Origin of the sequence: Lentibacter sp. XHP0401 (assembly GCF_025751535.1) — a bacterium.
GTDB lineage: Bacteria > Pseudomonadota > Alphaproteobacteria > Rhodobacterales > Rhodobacteraceae > Lentibacter.
In genome coordinates this window covers 100,918-119,681 of record NZ_JAOWLC010000003.1, presented here as the reverse complement: position 1 = coordinate 119,681, position 18,764 = coordinate 100,918, and the positions used below count along the sequence as shown (strand labels likewise).

The 18,764-nt window shown below is 54.9% G+C and carries 21 protein-coding genes and 1 pseudogene; 11 read left to right on the top strand and 11 right to left on the bottom strand.

The window, feature by feature from the left end:
- Positions 1–13 precede the first annotated feature (13 nt).
- Positions 14–157 (bottom strand): annotated as a pseudogene (locus tag OE750_RS05405) (double zinc ribbon domain-containing protein); the annotation flags it as partial.
- Here OE750_RS05405 and OE750_RS05400 point away from each other — a divergent pair.
- Both OE750_RS05400 and hemH read left to right on the top strand, forming a co-directional pair.
- Entirely contained in the window at positions 103–1,020 is a 918-nt protein-coding gene (locus OE750_RS05400; protein WP_263762246.1) for an SAM-dependent methyltransferase, read from the top strand. The pseudogene OE750_RS05405 and the gene OE750_RS05400 sit on opposite strands and share 55 nt — an antisense overlap.
- Positions 1,021–2,079 (top strand): ferrochelatase, encoded by a 1,059-nt coding sequence (gene hemH / locus OE750_RS05395; protein ID WP_263762244.1) that lies wholly within the window; start codon positions 1,021–1,023, stop codon positions 2,077–2,079.
- Positions 2,080–2,153: 74 nt separating this feature from the next.
- Here the strand turns inward: hemH and OE750_RS05390 are convergent, their stop codons facing one another.
- The gene (locus OE750_RS05390) at positions 2,154–2,333 is read right to left on the bottom strand and encodes a hypothetical protein (RefSeq protein WP_263762619.1); all 180 of its coding nucleotides are present in this window, start codon (positions 2,331–2,333) and stop codon (positions 2,154–2,156) included.
- A 133-nt stretch (positions 2,334–2,466) separates the two neighbouring features.
- The gene (locus OE750_RS05385; RefSeq protein WP_412176203.1) at positions 2,467–3,051 is read right to left on the bottom strand and encodes a L,D-transpeptidase; all 585 of its coding nucleotides are present in this window, start codon (positions 3,049–3,051) and stop codon (positions 2,467–2,469) included.
- A gap of 180 nt (positions 3,052–3,231) precedes the next feature.
- Between OE750_RS05385 and OE750_RS05380 the strand changes: the two genes are divergently transcribed.
- Positions 3,232–3,744 carry a CAP domain-containing protein gene (locus tag OE750_RS05380; protein WP_263762242.1) on the top strand — a complete coding sequence of 171 codons (513 nt, stop codon included), beginning with the start codon at positions 3,232–3,234 and terminating at the stop codon, positions 3,742–3,744.
- Positions 3,745–3,769: 25 nt separating this feature from the next.
- On the opposite strand, the gene OE750_RS05375 is transcribed toward OE750_RS05380, so the two are convergent.
- Together OE750_RS05375 and OE750_RS05370 are read right to left on the bottom strand one after the other, a co-directional pair.
- A complete protein-coding gene (locus OE750_RS05375) occupies positions 3,770–4,267 on the bottom strand; it encodes a L,D-transpeptidase family protein (RefSeq protein ID WP_263762240.1) in 498 nt (165 codons plus the stop codon).
- Between the two features lie 58 nt (positions 4,268–4,325).
- A complete protein-coding gene (locus tag OE750_RS05370) occupies positions 4,326–4,655 on the bottom strand; it encodes an Hpt domain-containing protein (RefSeq protein WP_263762238.1) in 330 nt (109 codons plus the stop codon).
- 159 nt (positions 4,656–4,814) lie between these two features.
- On the opposite strand from OE750_RS05370, the gene OE750_RS05365 reads away from it, so the two are divergent.
- The 4 genes from OE750_RS05365 to OE750_RS05350 all read left to right on the top strand — a co-directional run bounded on the left by OE750_RS05365 (position 4,815) and on the right by OE750_RS05350 (position 8,836).
- Positions 4,815–6,077, top strand: a complete 1,263-nt coding sequence (locus OE750_RS05365; protein WP_263762236.1) for a PP2C family protein-serine/threonine phosphatase — start codon at positions 4,815–4,817, stop codon at positions 6,075–6,077.
- A gap of 68 nt (positions 6,078–6,145) precedes the next feature.
- Positions 6,146–7,108 carry an Hsp33 family molecular chaperone HslO gene (locus tag OE750_RS05360; RefSeq protein WP_263762234.1) on the top strand — a complete coding sequence of 321 codons (963 nt, stop codon included), beginning with the start codon at positions 6,146–6,148 and terminating at the stop codon, positions 7,106–7,108.
- Between the two features lie 4 nt (positions 7,109–7,112).
- Positions 7,113–7,706 carry an NUDIX hydrolase gene (locus OE750_RS05355; RefSeq protein WP_263762232.1) on the top strand — a complete coding sequence of 198 codons (594 nt, stop codon included), beginning with the start codon at positions 7,113–7,115 and terminating at the stop codon, positions 7,704–7,706.
- Positions 7,703–8,836 carry a CCA tRNA nucleotidyltransferase gene (locus tag OE750_RS05350; protein ID WP_263762230.1) on the top strand — a complete coding sequence of 378 codons (1,134 nt, stop codon included), beginning with the start codon at positions 7,703–7,705 and terminating at the stop codon, positions 8,834–8,836. The genes OE750_RS05355 and OE750_RS05350 overlap by 4 nt, the downstream gene beginning before the upstream one ends.
- On the opposite strand, the gene ilvA is transcribed toward OE750_RS05350, so the two are convergent.
- Positions 8,822–10,060: a threonine ammonia-lyase IlvA gene (ilvA, locus tag OE750_RS05345; protein WP_263762228.1), complete on the bottom strand. Its 1,239-nt coding sequence runs from the start codon at positions 10,058–10,060 to the stop codon at positions 8,822–8,824. The genes OE750_RS05350 and ilvA overlap by 15 nt on opposite strands.
- Before the next feature lie 102 nt (positions 10,061–10,162).
- Between ilvA and OE750_RS05340 the strand changes: the two genes are divergently transcribed.
- The 3 genes from OE750_RS05340 (at position 10,163) to OE750_RS05330 (ending at position 13,225) form a co-directional block, all read left to right on the top strand.
- Positions 10,163–11,380, top strand: a complete 1,218-nt coding sequence (locus tag OE750_RS05340) for an argininosuccinate synthase (RefSeq protein WP_263762226.1) — start codon at positions 10,163–10,165, stop codon at positions 11,378–11,380.
- Positions 11,381–11,613: 233 nt separating this feature from the next.
- On the top strand, positions 11,614–12,876 hold the full coding sequence (locus OE750_RS05335; protein ID WP_263762224.1) for an MFS transporter: 1,263 nt from the start codon (positions 11,614–11,616) through the stop codon (positions 12,874–12,876).
- A 73-nt stretch (positions 12,877–12,949) separates the two neighbouring features.
- Positions 12,950–13,225 carry an SCP2 sterol-binding domain-containing protein gene (locus tag OE750_RS05330; RefSeq protein ID WP_412176200.1) on the top strand — a complete coding sequence of 92 codons (276 nt, stop codon included), beginning with the start codon at positions 12,950–12,952 and terminating at the stop codon, positions 13,223–13,225.
- A gap of 125 nt (positions 13,226–13,350) precedes the next feature.
- Here OE750_RS05330 and OE750_RS05325 read toward each other — a convergent pair whose 3' ends face one another.
- From OE750_RS05325 to OE750_RS05310, 4 genes are all read right to left on the bottom strand, one after another.
- The gene (locus OE750_RS05325; protein ID WP_263762222.1) at positions 13,351–14,388 is read right to left on the bottom strand and encodes a fatty acid desaturase; all 1,038 of its coding nucleotides are present in this window, start codon (positions 14,386–14,388) and stop codon (positions 13,351–13,353) included.
- Between the two features lie 87 nt (positions 14,389–14,475).
- Positions 14,476–15,423, bottom strand: a complete 948-nt coding sequence (locus OE750_RS05320; RefSeq protein ID WP_263762220.1) for a hypothetical protein — start codon at positions 15,421–15,423, stop codon at positions 14,476–14,478.
- The gene (locus OE750_RS05315) at positions 15,405–16,121 is read right to left on the bottom strand and encodes an HAD family hydrolase (RefSeq protein WP_263762218.1); all 717 of its coding nucleotides are present in this window, start codon (positions 16,119–16,121) and stop codon (positions 15,405–15,407) included. The genes OE750_RS05320 and OE750_RS05315 overlap by 19 nt, the downstream gene beginning before the upstream one ends.
- Complete coding sequence (locus OE750_RS05310; RefSeq protein ID WP_263762216.1) at positions 16,118–17,023, bottom strand: D-amino acid aminotransferase; 906 nt, start codon at positions 17,021–17,023, stop codon at positions 16,118–16,120. Before OE750_RS05310 ends, OE750_RS05315 begins: the two co-directional genes overlap by 4 nt.
- A gap of 112 nt (positions 17,024–17,135) precedes the next feature.
- On the opposite strand from OE750_RS05310, the gene msrA reads away from it, so the two are divergent.
- Positions 17,136–17,783: a peptide-methionine (S)-S-oxide reductase MsrA gene (msrA, locus tag OE750_RS05305; protein ID WP_412176202.1), complete on the top strand. Its 648-nt coding sequence runs from the start codon at positions 17,136–17,138 to the stop codon at positions 17,781–17,783.
- Between the two features lie 111 nt (positions 17,784–17,894).
- On the opposite strand, the gene OE750_RS05300 is transcribed toward msrA, so the two are convergent.
- On the bottom strand, positions 17,895–18,764 hold the full coding sequence (locus tag OE750_RS05300) for a ribokinase (protein ID WP_263762214.1): 870 nt from the start codon (positions 18,762–18,764) through the stop codon (positions 17,895–17,897).

Below are 18,764 nucleotides of genomic sequence, written 5' to 3'. Positions count from 1 at the left end.
TTCCGCAGGCGTTGCAAACGAGGCCAGAGATAAAGTTCGAGCCAAGCCAACATTTGCTGCATAAGCCCGAATCACCTTCAACACCCGTGCCGCAGCTCAAGCATGTTGTCGGATAAAGAGTCTGAACAAGTGTTTGAATCCCTGATCGCCAGCCCATATTCCTACCTCATGACAAACCGTAATCTTCACACTGACCGCAGCGCCCTTGAGCAGCGCCGCAAGAGAGCCTGCCTTACCGAGGCAGATTTCGCTCACGCCGCTGCGATTGACGAGGTTCAGTATCGGTTAGACTTGGTTAACAGAGCGTTTACCAAGCCGCTTTTAATATCGGATCAAAATGAGCTTTGGTCCGGAGCCTTCCCCTCGTTTGATCAAATTGACGATCAGGAAACGCTCGCTTGCAAGCCGCAGTCACACGATCTGGTCTTGCACGCTATGTCGCTTCATTGGGCGAACGATATTGTAGGGCAACTTATCCAAGCTCGTAACGCGCTGAAGCCAGACGGGCTTTTCATCGGCTGCATGTTTGGCGGCAATACGCTGCAGGAGTTACGCAAATCGCTCAGCGAAGCCGAGATAGTGCTGACAGGTGGGCTTAGCCCGCGCGTTGCGATGACGGGCGAAATCCGTGACTTGGGGCAGCTTATGCAGCGAGCCGGATTTGCGCTTCCTGTTGCGGATAAAATCACGCTTACAGCCAGCTACGAAAGTATTTTTCATCTGGCTCATGATCTGCGGCGTATGGGAGAGACTAATGCGCTTGCTCTGCGTAAACGTAAATTTGAACAGAGAGAATTGTTTCGCCTTGGTGATGAAGTTTACAAAGAGCATTTTTCCGATGATGCGGGGAGAATCGTGGCGACTTTCGAGATCGTTTTTCTTACGGGATGGACCCCACACGAAAGCCAACAGAAACCGCTTCGCCCCGGATCAGCACAATCACGACTTGCAGATGCCCTGAAGACCAACGAAATAAGGTTGCCTGAAACCGATACTTTTACAAAGAATGGTGATGACTAGATGCAAAAACTGACTCAAGCTGAATTTGATGCAAGCCATTTGCCTGCTGATCACCCTGAGGTGCGGAAACCGAAGATTGGTGTTTTGATGGCCAATTTAGGGACGCCAGACAACTATGATTACTGGTCAATGCGGCGTTACTTGAATGAGTTTTTGTCAGATCGCCGCGTCATTGATTATGCACCTTGGAAGTGGCAGCCACTTTTGCAACTGGTCATTCTCACCAAACGTCCGTTCGCAAGTGGCGCGGCCTACAAATCCATCTGGAATGAAGCCGAGGGCGAGAGCCCGCTTATGACCATCACCAAAGAGCAGACAGCAGCTGTGCGGGCCTTGGTCGAAAAAGAATATGGCGGTGAAGTGCTGGTTGATTTCTGTATGCGCTACGGAAACCCATCGACTGATAGCAAGGTTGCCGAAATGATAGCGCAGGGCTGTGACAGAGTTCTCTTCTTCTCGCTTTATCCACAATATGCTGGCGCAACTATGGCCACGGCCAATGACCAGTTTTTCCGCGCATTGATGAAGGAGAAATGGCAACCTTCTGTGCGTACAGTGGCGCGATATTTTGATGATAAGCGGTATATCGAAGCTCTCGCGCGCTCGATTGAAACATCAGTTGCGGCGATGAGTGAGCGTCCCGAAACGCTTGTTGTCTCTTATCACGGAATGCCTAAGCGCTATCTGATGGAGGGTGACCCCTATCATTGCCAGTGCCAGAAGACGACGCGCCTTTTACGTGAGCGCCTTGGTTGGAGTGATATTGATATCGTTACGACTTTCCAATCCGTGTTTGGCCCTGAGGAGTGGCTCAAACCTTATACTGTCAAAGAAGTCGCTCGTTTGGCTGAAGAGGATGGCAAAAAGCGGATTGCAGTTGTTGCACCAGCTTTTTCTGCCGATTGCATCGAAACGCTGGAAGAGATCAACGAAGAGATCAAAGAAGCATTCGAGGAGGCAGGTGGCGAGATGTTCGAGTATATCCCTTGCCTGAATGCTGGCGAAGAGCACGTCGCGTTTCTTGCTGACCTCATTAAAGAGAATATTCAAGGCTGGTAATAAAGACCTGAAAAATAAAAAACGGCAGCCCGAGGCTGCCGTTTTCTTTAGATTTCTTCCCTAAGGAAGAAAGCTTAGCTTGCTACTGCTGCCGCTACGACAACGAGAAGAAGAAGTGGAATTACCATACCACCTGAAGAGCCAGCCGCTTCTTCAACGATAACTGGTGCTTCGATGATTGGATCTGACATACCGCCAGCTGAAGCAGCAGAAGCTGCGGCAACAAATGCAGTCGCGATTACGAGTTTTTTCATGTTTTCCTCCAGAAATTGGATTGACGGCAAAACCGTGCCCCAAGACATATAACGTAATTTGTTTTTAACCAGCAAAATGGGCGCTTTGCAAACCGAATATGCTTAAGAACGGTGGAACGACGCTAGGATATCGTCAAATTAGCAACACTTGTGTGCCAATTTTGGTTAAAGCGTACAGCTCGGAGATGTGCTCGTTGTAAAGGCCGATGCATCCATTTGAGGAGCGGCGGCCAATTTTGCGCGTGTCGTGGGTGCCGTGAATGCGATAATATGTCCACGAAAGATAAAGCGCATGAGTTCCGAGTGGATTGTCTGGTCCGGGACCGACGAATTCGGGCCATTCGGGGTTGCGTTTGCGCATAGAGGGTGTTGGACGCCAGCTGGGCCCCTCTACTTTTCGCACAACAGATGTGCGGCCGAGGCGCGTTAGGTCTTCTGTCAACGGCACACTTGTTGGGTAGAGTTTATATACAGATTGGTCTTCCGACCAGAAGTGCAAGGCGCGTGAGGTTGTATCAACAAGACATGCCCCGCCTTTGAGGTTGCTGAAGTAGGGCTCCCAGTTCAGCGAACGAAAGCTTGAAACGTTACGGCGAACAACTTCGCTAAGGTCGCGTTCAACTTCAACTGTCTCTTCGCCATTCACAGAAGAAGACTGAGCGATAGCGGGTGCGGCTAAAAGGGATGTGGAGCCAGCGAGAAAACCTCTTCGACTCATAGAATTTTTAAACTGGGACATCGGACTTTCTCCGGTAAAATGTTCAACACTTTGTATATGGCGATAAAGTGCCACTCGCAATTCAAACCTTTGTAATGAGCGTTTCGTTGCATAACTGCATTTGCTTGATTGGCGATTCAGCGTTAAAGCGGGGGGCGAAATTTCTTTGAAAGGAGCGTCATGCGCTTTTTTGTTTCTCTTCTTGTTTCAGTGGTGCTGCTTGCAGGGTGCACAACAGGTACAACAACGTCACAGCTGGGTGCAGATGGTAAACCGTTGCCCAAGCTCTATCGCATTTCCAATAGCTCGACTGGAAAAATTCAGTTTCGCATACTTGATTCGGTGAATTCACTCCGTCAGGCTGCTGGTGCACCAGCAGTTGAGATGAACGCCCAATTGAATGCTGCGGCAGCAACCCACGCGCGTGACATGTCGGCGCAAAACCGCCCATGGCACTTTGGTTCCGATGGCTCCTCGCCGATCGACCGAGTGAGCCGTAGTGGTTATCCTGGTGTGATGGTGGGCGAACTGATTTCAGAGACCTATGAGACCGAGCTTGAAACGCTCGGTGCATGGATGGAGAAGTCCGACACCCGTGCAATCTTGCTCGACAAGCGCGCAACAAACCTCGGTTTCGCCTGGTACCAGGAAAGCAATGGCAAAATTTGGTGGACGCTCGTCATGGGCGGCTGAGCCCTCCCATGACGACCATCAAGGTTTATTTGCGGATAGAGATAGGTGTCCCGTCGCGGACCATGGCGTAAATTTCTTCCATGTGACGGTCTTTGACGGCGATGCAGCCGGCCGTCCAATCGCGCCCGCCGTCTCTATATTTCCGGGGTCGGCCATGGATGAAAATATCGCCACCCGGGCTTTTCCCAAGCGCGCGAGCGCGCTCGATATCTTCAACATTAGGGTAGGAAATGCCGATAGAGAGGTGAAACTCGCTGTTCGGGTTGCGGCGATCAATAATGTAGTTGCCTTCAGGTGTCCGCCCGTCACCCTCGACCTCTTTGTGTCCTTCAGGGCTGAAACCGAGGCCAACTTTATAGCTTTTGAGAACCTGAGATCCATTTAGCAAGTATAATCTACGGGCTTCTTTTTGCACGACAACATGTGTCACTTCTGGCCCGTTGTAGTTGTGAAATTTAGAGGAAGAGCACCCTGCGAAAAGCATGAGTGATAAGAGCGCCCCAAGGAGAGTGATTGCCCGCATTTTAATTGCTCATCGTTGTTTTGAGAAATTATTTAGCAGCTATAAGACGAATCTGCACTTACTTTGATTTACTGATGTTGTAATTTTGTAAAAAATGGGCCTTTGAAGTTGCATAGCAGGCCCGTAATTCTGAAATATTAATTTCATCAGCCCTCGTCTGGGTGGCCAGTATTTCGCCAATGCGGCATTTTTCTGAAAAATCGTGAAACCCGAGGTTTAGCGCGCTACCCTTGAGGAAGTGCATGCTTGCCCCAAGTTCCGTGCGCGGCGTCCCGGGCAAAGCTTCAAGCTCCGTCTCAACTTCCTCAAGAAAGACATCTACAATTTCGCTAAAGTCTTCCTCGCCAATGTCTTCACGAAGTTCCTGAACCTTGTCCCAGTTGATCATGGATGCACACCTTTTTACTCCCAAGCGAGCATAGCTTCAGGAAGTTAACGGAATGCAAAAAGAACACTAAAAGGAGAACGGTTTTTTTCATCAGAGCTTAATTTGGGTGGGCTATGGTGCAATTCTGGAAAAGAGCGCGAGGCGTTCAAGGTATTGGATATGCACAGCGACCGGCAATCTGTTGAGACACATGAACACGAAAGCAACCTTGTGCTTGTCGTGGATGATAGTCGTTTGCAGCGAAGTATTTTGCGCGCGAGCTTGAAGAAGTGGGGATATCGTGTTGCCGAGGTGTCTAGCGGCGACGAGGCGTTGGCCTTTTGCGAAATTACCCAGCCAGATCTTGTGATTAGTGACTGGATGATGCCGGGCATGGACGGAATCGAATTCTGGCGCCGTTTCAAGGGATTAAAATCGGAACGATTCGGTTATTTTATCTTGCTCACCTCGAAAAGCGACAAAACCGAAATCGCGCAGGGACTTGATGCTGGTGCAGATGATTTTTTGACAAAGCCGGTGAGCGCTGCAGAGCTGCGTGCGAGGCTCGTCGCGGGGGAGCGTATTCTCACTATGGAGCGTGAACTGACGCGGAAGAACGAGCTTATCAACACAACGCTGGACGAGCTGAAAACGCTTTATACGATCATTGACAATGACCTGATCGAAGCAAAGCAGTTGCAACAATCGCTAGTGCGCGAGCGCTTCAAAGACTTTGGCGCTGCCCAGATTTCACTGATGTTACAATCGAGCGGGCATGTAGGCGGTGATCTTGTCGGGTATTTTCCTATCAACGAACATGAAATCGGATTGTTTGCAATTGATGTCTCGGGGCACGGGATCAGTTCTGCTCTTATGACTGCAAGACTGGCTGGTTATATGTCGTCCGCTTCCAAGGAGCAGAACATAGCTATTGAACGCCGCGCCGAGGGTATTTTTGTGCCTATCGCGCCCAGTGAGGTGGTCGCACGACTAAACGATCTTGTGCTGCGAGAGATGACAACCGAGCACTACTTCACGCTTGTCTATGCCACAGTTGATCTCTCGACTGGCAAGGTGACGGTCAGCCAGGCAGGCCATCCGCACCCGCTTGTTCAGCGGGCTGACGGTTCTGTCGAGCTTGTTGGCAGAGGCGGTTTGCCTGTCGGGTTGATGGCAGATGCGAGTTATGATCAGTTCGAGCTACAGCTTGCTGCGGGTGACAGACTGTTGGTGCTTTCCGACGGCGTATCCGAATGTATGAATGAAGCCGACGAGTTTTATGATGATGAAAATATCGTGCGTTTTATGAATAACTGGCGCGGTAAGCGGGGGCCGTGTTTGCTTGATGCGCTTTTGTTCGAGCTCGATAGCTTTGCTGGCGCGCGAGATTTTTCGGATGATATTTCGGCCATTCTTCTGGAGTTTGCGAGCCAGGAAACCTGATCTGTTGTCTTGCGCAACTGGGCCTGCGCTATTAGGTGCTGGGCGAACAGAGAGATTGGGTGGCCCCTATGGAAGACGCTTCGAACATAAACTGGGATGAGAAAATCCTGCCTTTTGAGCTGCGTGTATCAGACTGCCGCGGCAGAGTTGTACGCCTTGACCAGACGGTTAATGATATCCTTTCGCAGCATAATTACCCTAAGCAAGTTGAGTCATTGATCTCTGAAATGGTGATCATCACTGCATTGCTGGGAAGTATGGTTGAGCCGAAATGGAAGCTGTCTTTGCAAGTGCAGACAGATGGGCCCGTGCGAATGATTGCGACTGACTATTTTGCACCTGCCGAGGTTGACGCACCCGCAAGCATTCGTGCTTATGCCAGCTATGACGGGGCGCGGATCACGAATGGAAAACCCTTTGATCAGCTGGGTAAAGGCTACTTTGCGGTTATCATTGATCAGGGCAAAGGCGCGACGCCGTATAAGGCGCTGTCTGGTCTTGATGGAAGCTCTATTGCCGAAGCCGCTGAGGGCTATTTTGCCGCGTCCGAGCAGATCGCGACCAAGCTGATTGTCGAGCATGGCGAGACCTATATGAAAGACACTGGCACGCAATGGCGTGCGGCGGGTATGCTTTTGCAACATTTGCCCAAATCGCTCAAGAGCGAGGGGGGTGACCCCGAGAATGAGAAAGAACAGCGTGATCATGCGCAACGCAAGGATGAAGACTGGAACAGGGTGAACATCCTGCTCAACACGGTCGAAGGCCTTGAATTGCTTGGGCCTTATGTCTCCCCGCCTGAGCTTGTTTGGAGGCTGTTCAACGAAGAAGAGCCTGCGGTTTACGAACCCAAAGATGTTCAATTTGGCTGTACTTGTTCGGAAGAGCGTGTGCGCCAGAGCCTTTCGATCTATGGGGTGAAAGACATCGAAAAGATGACAACAGAAGACGGAAAAGTCACCGCTGACTGCCAGTTCTGTAACCGCCATTTCGAGCTTGATCCTGCCACGGTCGGCTTAGCGGCGAAATAGGGCTTTGGAACAGATCGCGCAGATAAAGGCCGCTCTGGCCAAGGCGGGAGCGGTCTCGTCTGATTATGATCTGAACCCGGATGTCATCCCTGTTGAGCACGGAATAAAAAGCCCCGCTGCCGTTTTGATCGCATTAATCGAGCGGGAGGGTGCTTTGAATGTGATCCTCACCAAGCGGGCGCAGCATTTACGACATCACCCCGGGCAGATCGCTTTTCCGGGCGGAAAGGTTGAGGCGAGTGATGCTTCGGTAGAGGCCGCCAGCTTGCGCGAGGCGTATGAGGAAGTCGGCCTGCCGCCTGAAACGGTTGATGTGTTTGGAGCGCTGCCGGAGCACCTGACGGTGACAGGGTTTACAGTGCAGCCTATCCTTGGATTTGTGCGAAACCCTTTTGAGCCAGTGCTCGACGCTGGCGAGGTAGAGGAAATCATCTTCGTGCCGCTTTCACATTTGATAGAGCCGGCGAATTACTCGGTGCAGGGGCGCCAGTTTCGCGGTGCGTTTCGAAAATACTACACAATTCCATATGGCCCGCATTATATTTGGGGCGCGACAGCGCGTATGACGCTGGGCTTGGCGGAGCGGATTTCAGGGTGACACAGGTTTCGGGCAAATGGCTTGAAGATGAAGCCGCCCAAGCGTTTTTGGCGGCGCTGGAAGCGGATGGCTATGAGGCCTATTTCGTCGGCGGTTGCGTGCGAAATGCGCTGCTTGGCCTGTCTGTGAAAGACCTTGATATCGCCACAAGTGCGCGACCTGATACTGTCATTGAAACAGCCAAGGCGCTGGACATGAAGTCTGTCCCAACGGGGCTTGAACACGGCACTGTTACTGTGGTCGGCGGCGGATCTGTGCTTGAGGTTACGACCTTTCGCAAGGATATAGATACAGATGGGCGGCATGCTGTCGTCGCATTTTCCGACAGTCTTGAAGATGATGCGGCGCGGCGTGATTTTCGGATGAATGCGCTCTATGCAGACCGCATGGGCAACCTCGCTGACCCGACAGGCGGGATGGCCGATATTGAAGCGCGCAAGATCTGCTTTGTTGGCGCTGCGGATCAACGGATAAGGGAAGATTATCTGCGCATCGTGCGGCTCTTTCGATTTGCGGCGCAGCTGGGCTTTGGCGCAAAAGGGATCGACCCTGCCGCCGCGCAGGCAGCCGCAAGGTTGAGCTATGGCTTACGGCATGTTTCGGTTGAACGGCAGACGGCTGAGATGCTGAAACTGCTGGCTTCTGATCAGCTGATAGATGTGCTGGACCTGATGCAAGAGGCCGGCGTTCTGGCGCGGATTGTGGGCGGCGCAAGCCTGCCTGTTTTACAGCGCTTCCTGGAGCTTGGTGGTGGAGTCGAGCCTGTGGTGCGGCTGGCTGCTCTTCTGGTTTTTTCGGGGGAGATGTCTCTACGGCTTTCCAAGAAAGAACAGCGCTTGTTTGACATAGTGAGGCGCTTTGCATGGAGTGATCAGGGCGCCGAGGAACTGGCTTACCGCACCGATGCAAATACTGCACGGAACGCCTTGCTTGTAAGGGTGGCGTTGCTAGGTGGAGCTGCTGACATGGCAAGGCTTGATGCGGCTGCTGCGCAGCGGTTTCCTTTGACGGCGAAAGACCTGCCGCACCTTAAGGGCAAAGCGCTTGGCGATGCGCTCAAGCGGACGGAGCGGGCCTGGATTGCTTCGGGCTTTACGCTGACCAAAGGACAGCTTTTAGACAAGGAATGACGACAGCACTTCATCGTTCGTGATGTCGCGCGCGCTGAAGCCTTTATCATTCGCCAAACGCATTAGGCGCTCGAAGCTCTCGGGAGTGTCTGTCTCGATCCCGATGAGGACCGATCCGAAATTCCGCGCGGATTTCTTGAGGTATTCAAAGCGGGTGATGTCGTCGTGCGGGCCGAGGAAGCCGAGAAAATCCTTGAGCGCGCCGGGCCGCTGGGGCATCCGCAGAATGAAGTATTTCTTGAGGCCGGAGTAGCGCTGAGCGCGTTCTTTGACTTCAGGCAAACGCTCGAAATCAAAGTTGCTGCCAGAGACGATGCAGACCACGGTTTTACCTTTGATTTCCTCGTGCATATCCTTGAGCGCGTCGATGGTGAGCGCGCCTGCGGGCTCAAGCACAACGCCTTCGACATTGAGCATTTCGATGAGGGTTGTGCAGAGCCTGTCTTCATTGATCTGCAGGTGAACCTCGTCTTTGTAAGGGCGGAGCTTTTCAAAGGTGAGTTGGCCGATCTCGGCCACGGCGGCACCATCGACAAAAGAGTTGATACGCTCAAGCGAAACGGGCTTGCCAGCTTCTTGTGCTGCGGCGAGGCAGGCGCCGCCTGATGGCTCGACAAAGGCGTAGTGAGCCTCGTTGCCGAAGTAGGATGTTACGCCAGCGGAGAGGCCGCCCCCGCCGACGGGCAGCACGATGAGATCAGGCGCTTGGCCGAGTTGTTCTTCAATTTCGGCAGCGACCGTGGACTGGCCCATAATCACGTCTTCTGCATCAAACGGGGGTAGGAAGATGCCTTGCTCACTTTCACAATCGGCCTTTGCGGCGGCGAGGGTTTCATCAAAGTAATCGCCTACCAGTCGGATCTCTATGAGAGCACCACCGAAGGTTTTTGTCTTCATGATCTTCTGGCTGGGGGTTGTGACAGGCATAAAAATGCGTCCGCGCACGCCGAGATATTTGCACATGAATGCAACGCCTTGAGCATGGTTCCCCGCACTTGCGCAGACAAAAAGCGGCGAGGTGTCGCGGCCCTTCATGGCATTGGTCATGGCGTTGAATGCGCCGCGAATTTTGTAGGAGCGCACAGGGGTTAGGTCTTCGCGCTTGAGAAAAATGTCGGCCCCATAGATCTCGGACAGGTGGGCATTGCGTTGAAGCGGGGTGGCTTCGAACACGTTGCGGAGAGCTTGAGCGATCTGGCGGGAGGCGGGTTTGATATTATCCATCCGGTTTTATTCTACCACGATGGCCCGCAAAGCAAGGGGCTGCGCTTGCAGAGGCGCGCGAAAAGCGCTACCTCGCGGCAAACAAGACAAGAGGAAATCATCATGTCGGCTCCTAAAAAAGTTGTCCTTGCGTATTCTGGTGGTCTGGACACCTCCATCATTCTCAAGTGGCTTGAGACGGAATATGGCTGCGAAGTCGTGACCTTTACCGCCGATCTGGGCCAGGGCGAAGAACTGGAACCTGCGCGCAAGAAAGCCGAGATGATGGGTGTGAAAGACATCTATATCGAGGATGTACGCGAAGAGTTTGTGCGTGATTTTGTCTTTCCGATGTTCCGTGCGAATGCTGTTTATGAAGGGCTTTACCTGCTTGGCACGTCGATTGCGCGGCCGCTTATTTCCAAGCGCCTTGTCGAGATCGCCGAGGAAGTCGGTGCGGATGCTGTGGCCCATGGGGCGACGGGAAAGGGCAACGACCAAGTGCGCTTCGAGCTGGCTTGCTACGCGCTCAACCCCGACATCAAGGTGATTGCGCCTTGGCGGGAATGGGATTTGACCAGCCGCACCAAACTTCTTGATTTTGCTGAGAAAAACCAGATTCCGATTGCCAAGGACAAGCGTGGGGAAGCGCCTTTCTCGGTGGATGCGAATTTGCTGCACACCTCAAGCGAAGGCAAGGTTTTGGAAGACCCTGCCGAGATGGCGCCTGACTATGTTTACCAGCGCACGGTGAGCCCCGAGGATGCGCCGAACGAGGCGGAATACATCGAAGTGGGCTTTGAGCGCGGCGATGCTGTGAGCATCAATGGCGAGGCTATGAGCCCTGCGACGATTTTGACCAAGCTCAACGAGATGGGCGGGAAGCACGGGATTGGCCGTCTTGATTTTGTCGAGAACCGCTTTGTTGGCATGAAATCCCGCGGGATTTATGAGACGCCCGGGGGGACTGTGCTGCTTGAAGCGCACCGCGGGATTGAGCAGATCACGCTCGATAGCGGTGCGGGGCATTTGAAAGACAGTCTGATGCCGCGTTATGCAGAGCTTATTTATAATGGTTTCTGGTTCAGCCCCGAGCGCGAAATGCTGCAAGCGGCGATCGATAAAAGCCAGGAACATGTGACCGGCACAGTGAAGCTCAAGCTTTACAAGGGCGCGGCGACTTGCGTTGGCCGCTGGTCGGACCACTCGCTTTACTCGGAGGCGCATGTGACATTTGAGGATGATGCCGGTGCGTATGACCAGAAAGATGCGGCGGGATTCATCCAGTTGAACGCGCTTCGCCTCAAGCTTCTTGCAACACGGAATCGTCGGTTCAAATAATCCTTTCGAGGGTTGAAAACCTAATAAAATCAAGCGGGTCTGTGCAGTGTAGCATAGGCCCGTTTTGCTTTTGTTACCCCTGCGTTTTGAAAGGTTAACGGGCTGAAACAGCGCTGATTGCAGGGGGGTGAAAAGCGTGCACCATGCGTGCACAACCCGTACACCCCCCAAACAGGGTTTTCGTTAAGGGAAAATTGATTAATGTGGCGCACGCTGGTTGAGGACTGCGCACCATGACGACACCTGACACATCGCGCCAGCTTGGCCGTTTTATTGCCGCGAGCGGGATGACCAACCTTGCAGACGGAATTGCGGTTGTTGTCTGGGCATGGATGGCGACGCTGCTGACACGCGACCCCCTTTTGGTGGCGCTGATGCCTGTGGCGCTTAGGATGCCATGGTTTTTATTTGCGCTGCCAGCGGGAATTGTGACCGACCGCGTGGACCGTCGCCGCCTTATGCTGACGATGGATATTTTGCGCGCCTGTGTCTTTGCTGTGGCTGCGCTTCTCGTTTGGTCGGCCTTGCCGCTTGGGGAGCCGCCGGAGAACGGAACGGGCGTGCCTGTTCTGTTTGGAGCGCTTTTGATGTGCGCGCTTCTGGTGGGGACAGCCGAAGTGTTTCGGGACAATGCGGCGCAAACAATGCTGCCTGCGATTGTGCCGCACGCGGGGCTTGAGCGTGCAAACGGGCGGCTCTGGAGTGTGGAGCTTGTGGGCAATGCGCTTATCGGGCCGGCGCTGGGCGCGTTTCTGATTGCTTTTGTGATCTGGATGCCTTTCGCGCTGAATGCCGCGATATTTGCGCTGGCGGCCTTGATGATGCTTGGGCTGCGCGGGCAGTTCAAGCCACAACAGGCGGGGGCGCGCGACTGGCGAAAGGAGTTGCGCGAGGGGCTAGGCTTTTTGCGCGCGGCTCCTTTGCTGAGGCTGCTTGCTGTGGTGACGGGAGTGTGGAACCTTTTGCACCAGATGGTTGTGATTGCGCTGGTGTTGCATGTGCAGGAGAATCTCGGGCTGGGCGCGCGAGGATACGGGCTTATCCTTGCCGCCGGGGCTGTGGGCGGGATTCTTGGCGGACTCATTGCCGAGCGGGTGATAAAGCGGCTGGGCGCGGGGGCGACGGCGCAATGGATGACGCTGGCCTCCGCTGTGGCCTTTGGCGCGATTGTCTTTGCGCCGAACGGCTGGGCGCTGGCTCTTGTGCTGGCGATGTTCGAGTTGACGGGGCTTATCTGGAACACCGTATCGGTGAGCTACCGTCAGCGGGTGATTCCTGATGCGCTGCTTGGGCGGGTGAACTCGGTTTACCGCTTGCTGGCGTGGGGGATGATGCCGGTTGGTTTGCTTTTATCAGGTTTGATTGTGAGCTGGTCCGAGGCGTTGATGCCCCGCGGTGCAGCGCTGACCATGCCGTTTGCCGCGGCCGGGCTTGGAGCGGCTTTGTTGACGGCTGTGGCATGGCGGTCCTTGGGGCGGGGCTTTTCCAAGGCATGAAGGTGCCGCAAGGTTAGTGCAGCGGTGGCTTTTCAGGTGAGCCATAATCGGGTGAACCAAGTGGAGGCATATTATGCAAGAAATGGCTGAAGGCATTGAACGCGGGCTGAAGGGCAAGAGCTTTGAGGGCTCTCTCAAGTTTGATTGCGGTGCGGACGGGGTGATTATTTTGAAGGATGGGGCTGTTTTGGCCCAAGACGAGCCGACAGACTGCACCCTGAAGATCAGCAAGGAGAATCTTGGCAAGCTGCTGACCGGCAAGCTGAATGCCATGACGGGTGTTATGACGGGGAAGCTGAAGGTCTCGGGCGATATGGGTGTTGCCATGCGACTGGCGAAGCTGCTTTAGGCTTCGAATTTTCGCTGCGCGAGAATCCGACCGAGGCGGGGGACTAGTCCCCCTGATTCAAAAGCTTTAGAGCTTTTGAATCCTCCCCCTAGGATATTTGGAGCAATAAGAAAGAGTGGTTGTTGTTAGGCGGTCATTGCGCGCGCTTGACGGAAGGAAAGCAGACGTTTGCCGTTTTCATCCCAGAGGTGCATGCGAACGCTGGCGAGGCTTTCGCGGATTGTCATACGGTTGATCTCGGCCAGTTCGGCGTTCTCGCGCAGCACTTCTGGCAGGCGGTAGAACGGGATGCGCGCATAGAGGTGATGAACATGGTGGATGCCGATGTTGGCGCTGAACCAGTTGATCCATGAGGGCAGGATATAGTGCGAGCTGCCGTAGAGCGCGGCGTCGTGTAGATCCCAGTTTTCATTCTGGTCCCATGTTGTTTCTTCGAACTGGTGCTGGACGTAGAAGAGCCACATGCCAGCGGTTGCGGCGAGCAGGGTTGAGGGGACGAAGATAAGCAGGATCGGAGCCCAACCGCCGAAATAGTAAAGCGTGCCGAGGATTGTAAGGATTGCCAGATTGGTGAGCATGGCGGAGACCCAGTATTTGGGTGTGCGCGTGAGGCCCACGGGGAAGCGCTGCTGGATGAAGAAGAGATAGGCGGGGACAAAGCCGAAGAGGAAGAACGGGTTGCGATAGGCGCGATACTGAAGTTTCCAGAGCGGTGAGAGCGCCTGATATTCAGCCACGGTGAGGGTGACGATATCGCCGATGCCACGCTTGGCGAGATTGCCGTGCGAGGAATGATGAATCGCGTGGGTGCGGCGCCAGACATCATAGGGGGTGAGGGTGAGCACGCCGAGGCCACGCCCGATCCAATCGCTCATGTCACGGTTTTTGAACAGGGAGCCGTGGCCGCAATCATGCTGGATTGTGAAGAGGCGGAGGAGGAACGCCGCTATTGGCACGGATAGCACGAGCGTGAGCCAATAGCTGACAGAGAGGGAGGCCCAAGCGAGCGCCCAGAGAGCCAGAAAGGGAATGGCCGTGACCAAAAGCTCGAAATTGCTGCGGGCTGCGTTTGGCTCGCGGAACTTGGCCAGTGTTGTGACCCATTCTTTTGCTGACTTGGTTTTGGTGGTCTGCTCGTTCGGGAAGGCGGATGCTATGTTCATACGTCTCTGTCTTATTGTTGCTTGCAAGACAGATAGAGCAACCGCGATGTGAGACAAGGGGAATGTGCTTAATCAACGGAAACTGGGTTAAAAGGTAGCAGTTTTGGCGTGCAATTTCGGGGATGTGGGCGGTTCGGGTTTTTTGCGGAGGCCGTCTACCCAGAGCTGCATGAGGCGCAGCGGCACTGCGAGTTCGGCTGAGGCGCGCTCGATATCGGCGGCGAGAGCTGTTCTGGATTGAAACAACCCGCCGATGGAAAACGGCAGGGAGTTATCGGAGATTGCGAGCCATGTGGCGCTTTGGGTTATGAGGGCCGTGTCGATTGTGGCGCTGTCGGTGAAGGTGGCATCGGAGGTGGCGATGAGGGCTTTGAGATTCGTGGCGTAGGTGTCGATTGTGGCTTCATCGGGGGCAAAAAGGGTTAGAGCTTCGCCGTTTGCCGAGAGCCTGCCAAGTTCAGTTTTGGCTGGCATAGGGTCATTCGGGCCGAAGACCCACGTGCCGAGCGCCCCGCGTGCGCGGCTGTTTGGGCGGACGAGAAGTGGCGGCGCAATACCAAGGGGCGGCAATTGAAGGACAACGCCGCGGAAGGTAGTTTTGGTGTTGTCGCCGTCTGATTCTTCTAGTGTGACATTAAACTGGCGGAACCACTGGTTGCCGAACTTGCCTGTCAGGCTGATGCTGTGCCCGCTGAAGTAGCCGCCAGGCAGGAGAAGTTCTTTTTCACGATCGACAAAGGGCGGTTCTTGCAGGCCGTTGTAGGCGAGGCCTTCAACCGCGTTGCAGAGCAGAGGCATGATGAGATCGGTGCTGTGCTTTTTGAAACGGTTGATTTGCAAGGTGTAAAGACCGAACAAACCGAGGCTAAGAAGCGCGAAGGCGCCTACCATGTCGCCGTCTGCTGTTGCCATCCCCAAGCAGGCAGCGATGAGCAGGGAAGCGCCTAGGCTCAATTCAAACTTGTAGCGCCGCTTTTTGGCAGAAATCGTCTCTATTACAGCGGAAAAGCTTTCAGTTAGGGCGTTAGTTTGCATGTGCTCAGCGCCTTGTAAACGGGCAGGGCTTTGGCGAGCAGCTGCTGTTGTTCGGGTGTTTCCATATCGGGTAGCGGGCCTTCGGGGCCGGCAAAACCGGTGGAGGCATGAACGGCGTTATACCAGTGTGGAGCCCATGCGCCGTCGGAAGCATGGCCGCCTTTGGGCCAGTGCAGCATGGCGGTATCAAACGGCAGGCCGAGGACGGTGCAGAGCTTGGTGAGCATATGCTCGGGCGCGTTGCGAATATCGGCGCTGTCGATGACGATCGGGTTTTTTCCCTCGGCGCGGAGCATTTCGAAAAGCTCGAGCTGTTGGGAGAAGCCGATATCGGCCAGACCGAAGCCCTCATATTTCGCACCGAAGCTGGCGATGACGCGGGCGGGGTGACGGATGAGAAAGACATTTTGCACGGTAAGCATCCAGCCGCGCGGCACGGAGGGTAGCATGTGCTGGCACATGTGTTTTTGGTAGAAATGTTGCTTTTTTGGCTGCGTTAGAGACTGAACCACTGCCTCGGCGTCTTGCGGTTGGCTGGCGAGCACCCCTTCGCGCATGGGATGCGCGAGGCCTGTTTCGCGCAGGTAGTGGGCATAGAAGGGCTCGTCCACCACGGTGAAATCAGCGCGGTTTCCGAAGCTATACATGAGCGCGGTTGAGAGGTTGCGCGGGCCGGACCACATGGCGATTGTTGTCATGCGCTGGCCCCGATCAGATCTTTGTAAAGCGTGCGAAGACGTTTGGTGACGGGGCCCATATTTCCTGTGCCGATGGGGCGGCCATCAATCTCGCTGACGGGGGTTTGTGCGCCGAATGTGCCGGTGAGGAAGGCTTCATCGGCGCCGTATGTATCGACAAGGCTATAGTTGCGCTCGAAGACGGGGATGCCATCGGCACGGCAGAGATCAATCACTTTCTGGCGGGTGATGCCGTTCATGCAGTAGTCTCCCGTGCTGGTCCAGACAGCGCCTTTTCGGACGATGAAGAAATTACAGGCGTTGGTTGTGTTTACGAAGCCGTTGATATCGAGCATCAGCGCCTCGTCGGCACCGGCCTTTTCGGCGGCAATACAGGCGAGAATGCAGTTGAGCTTGGAATGGGAGTTCAGCTTGGGATCCTGGGTCATCGGCAGACCGCGGATGTGCGGGACTGTTGCAAGGCGGATCGGACGCGGGATCTTGGGCTGGGAATGCTCCATGATGATTGTGATTGTCGGGCCTTGGCGGCTGAGGGATGGATGCTGAAAGGGACGGGTCTTGACGCCCCGGGTGACCATGAGGCGCGCGTGGGCGTCTGTTGTCATGTCATTGGCTTTTTGCGTCTCTAATAAGGCGGAATAGAGCTGATCGCGGGTCATTCCTATATCAAGATCAATCGCTTTGGCGGCCTCGAAGAGGCGGTCAAAATGCTCACCCCAGAAGGCCCAGTTGCCATTGTAGAGGCGCAGGCCCTCCCAGACGCCATCGCCCAGCATGAAGCCACTGTCATAGACGCTGACGAGCGCTTCGGCTTTGGGCACGCAGCGACCGTTGAGCCATATTAGGATTTGCTCGTTGCGGGCGTCTTCCTCGGCGGCGTGGGTTGTTATTTTGTCACTCATGTTTCGGCCTCTCACGTTTCGGGAACAAGTAGTAACCTCTCTGTGAGGGCTGTCTACAGCGGAGTTTTTCAGCGCTAGAGTGAAGGCAAATTTGGCAGGAGGGAAAGCCATGATGTGCTGTGTGAGAGAAATGAAGGCGGTGATGTTGGCGGCGCTGATTGGCGTTGCCCTGTTGCTGCAATGTGGCGTTGCCCATGCGGGGCCGCGTGAAGAGATTGTAGTGGCCGGGGGGTGTTTCTGGTGTGTTGAATCGGATTTCGAGAAAGTTCCCGGTGTGATTGATGCTGTGTCCGGCTTTGCGGGGGGTAAATCAACCAACCCGACTTACAAGAACCATACGGGGCATTATGAGGTTGTGAAGATCACTTTTGACGCGGGCAAGATCAGCCGTGACGAGATTTTGCATAAATTTATGCGCTCGATTGATCCGCTGGATGCAGGCGGGCAGTTTTGTGACCGTGGGCCAGCGTATAAGACAGCGCTGTTTTACAACGGAGCAGAGCAAAAGGCTGCGGCAGAGAAGGCAGTGAGCGAGGCGGGCAAGGACCTGGGGGGCAAGATTGCCACCAAGGTTTTGCCGCTGAACGGGTTTTATCCAGCCGAGGCGTATCATCAGGATTATTACAAAAGCTCTGATATTGTGCTGACGCGGGCAGGGCCGAAGAGCAAGGCATCTGCCTATAAGTTTTATCGCAAGGCTTGTGGGCGTGATGCCAGGGTGAAAGCGATATGGGGCGGGGCTGCGCCATTTGCGGGGTGAAGCTTCGACTTGCTTCGCAAGCCGATCCGCGGGGGGCTAGCCCCCCGGATTCAAAAGCCGCAGGCTTTTGTATCGTCCCCCCAGGATATTTGTGGCAAAAAGAAAGGGTAATCAGGTTTGAGCGGCTAGGAAAACTTCGACATCGGCGCGGGAAGGGATGGCATCGGCTGTCCCTTTTTTTGTGACTTTGAGGGCAGAGGCGGCGGCGGCGAGGCGCAGGGCGCTTTCAAGCGGCTGGCCTTCGTGGAGGGCGGCGGCGAGATAGCCTGTGAAGGTATCGCCTGCGCCTGTTGTATCGACCGCTTTGACGGGGAAGGCGGGGAAGCGTTGCTCGCCCTCTGGTGTGATGGCGTAGCCGCCTTTGGAGCCTTCAGTGACGACGATTGTGGCGGGGGTGAGGGCTTCTGAATTGGTGGCCTCGGTGAGCTGCTGCATTTCGACAGCGTTGAGGATGAGCAGATCGGTGAGCGGGAGGAGAGCCTTGGTGGCCCCGGCGTTGAACGGGGCGGCGGAGTAGACGACCTTGAGGCCGAGGCTGCGGGCGAGCGTGGCGGCTTCGAGCGCCAGATTGGTCTCGTTTTGCAGCAGCAGCATATCGCCGCGCTTGGCCGTGAGTAAGGCCGCTTTGAGCTGTGTTAGAGACTGCTTCATGTTGGCGCCGGAGAAAACGACGATGGCATTTTCACCTGCGGGATCGACATTGATGATCGCGTGGGCGGTGGGAGCTTTGACTGTGGAGATATGGGCGGTGTTGATGCCGAGTTCATTGAGACGGTTGACGGCCCAAGCGCCATCGGAGCCGACCGCTCCGATATGAACCACGCGGGCGCCAGCCCGGGCGGCGGCGGCAGACTGGTTTGCGCCTTTGCCGCCGAGGCCGGTTTGGTGACTTTCCGCAATCAGCGTTTCGCCCGGCGCGGGCAGGTGAGGCACTTCATAGAAGTGGTCAAGGTTGATCGAGCCGAGGTTGAAGAGGGTCAT

Excerpts from the sequence above, each read along its gene's own strand:
- OE750_RS05300 (WP_263762214.1), bottom strand. The coding sequence starts at position 18,764 with ATGACCCTCTTCAACCTCGGCTCGATCAACCTTGACCACTTCTATGAA.
- ilvA (WP_263762228.1), bottom strand. The coding sequence starts at position 10,060 with ATGGATAATATCAAACCCGCCTCCCGCCAGATCGCTCAAGCTCTCCGC.
- OE750_RS05365 (WP_263762236.1), top strand. The coding sequence starts at position 4,815 with ATGCACAGCGACCGGCAATCTGTTGAGACACATGAACACGAAAGCAAC.
- msrA (WP_412176202.1), top strand. The coding sequence starts at position 17,136 with ATGTGCTGTGTGAGAGAAATGAAGGCGGTGATGTTGGCGGCGCTGATT.
- OE750_RS05375 (WP_263762240.1), bottom strand. The coding sequence starts at position 4,267 with ATGCGGGCAATCACTCTCCTTGGGGCGCTCTTATCACTCATGCTTTTC.
- hemH (WP_263762244.1), top strand. The coding sequence starts at position 1,021 with ATGCAAAAACTGACTCAAGCTGAATTTGATGCAAGCCATTTGCCTGCT.
- OE750_RS05340 (WP_263762226.1), top strand. The coding sequence starts at position 10,163 with ATGTCGGCTCCTAAAAAAGTTGTCCTTGCGTATTCTGGTGGTCTGGAC.
- OE750_RS05315 (WP_263762218.1), bottom strand. The coding sequence starts at position 16,121 with ATGACAACAATCGCCATGTGGTCCGGCCCGCGCAACCTCTCAACCGCG.
- OE750_RS05330 (WP_412176200.1), top strand. The coding sequence starts at position 12,950 with ATGCAAGAAATGGCTGAAGGCATTGAACGCGGGCTGAAGGGCAAGAGC.
- OE750_RS05360 (WP_263762234.1), top strand. The coding sequence starts at position 6,146 with ATGGAAGACGCTTCGAACATAAACTGGGATGAGAAAATCCTGCCTTTT.
- OE750_RS05370 (WP_263762238.1), bottom strand. The coding sequence starts at position 4,655 with ATGATCAACTGGGACAAGGTTCAGGAACTTCGTGAAGACATTGGCGAG.
- OE750_RS05385 (WP_412176203.1), bottom strand. The coding sequence starts at position 3,051 with ATGAGTCGAAGAGGTTTTCTCGCTGGCTCCACATCCCTTTTAGCCGCA.
- OE750_RS05380 (WP_263762242.1), top strand. The coding sequence starts at position 3,232 with ATGCGCTTTTTTGTTTCTCTTCTTGTTTCAGTGGTGCTGCTTGCAGGG.
- OE750_RS05320 (WP_263762220.1), bottom strand. The coding sequence starts at position 15,423 with ATGCAAACTAACGCCCTAACTGAAAGCTTTTCCGCTGTAATAGAGACG.
- OE750_RS05390 (WP_263762619.1), bottom strand. The coding sequence starts at position 2,333 with ATGAAAAAACTCGTAATCGCGACTGCATTTGTTGCCGCAGCTTCTGCT.
- OE750_RS05400 (WP_263762246.1), top strand. The coding sequence starts at position 103 with ATGTTGTCGGATAAAGAGTCTGAACAAGTGTTTGAATCCCTGATCGCC.
- OE750_RS05310 (WP_263762216.1), bottom strand. The coding sequence starts at position 17,023 with ATGAGTGACAAAATAACAACCCACGCCGCCGAGGAAGACGCCCGCAAC.
- OE750_RS05335 (WP_263762224.1), top strand. The coding sequence starts at position 11,614 with ATGACGACACCTGACACATCGCGCCAGCTTGGCCGTTTTATTGCCGCG.
- OE750_RS05325 (WP_263762222.1), bottom strand. The coding sequence starts at position 14,388 with ATGAACATAGCATCCGCCTTCCCGAACGAGCAGACCACCAAAACCAAG.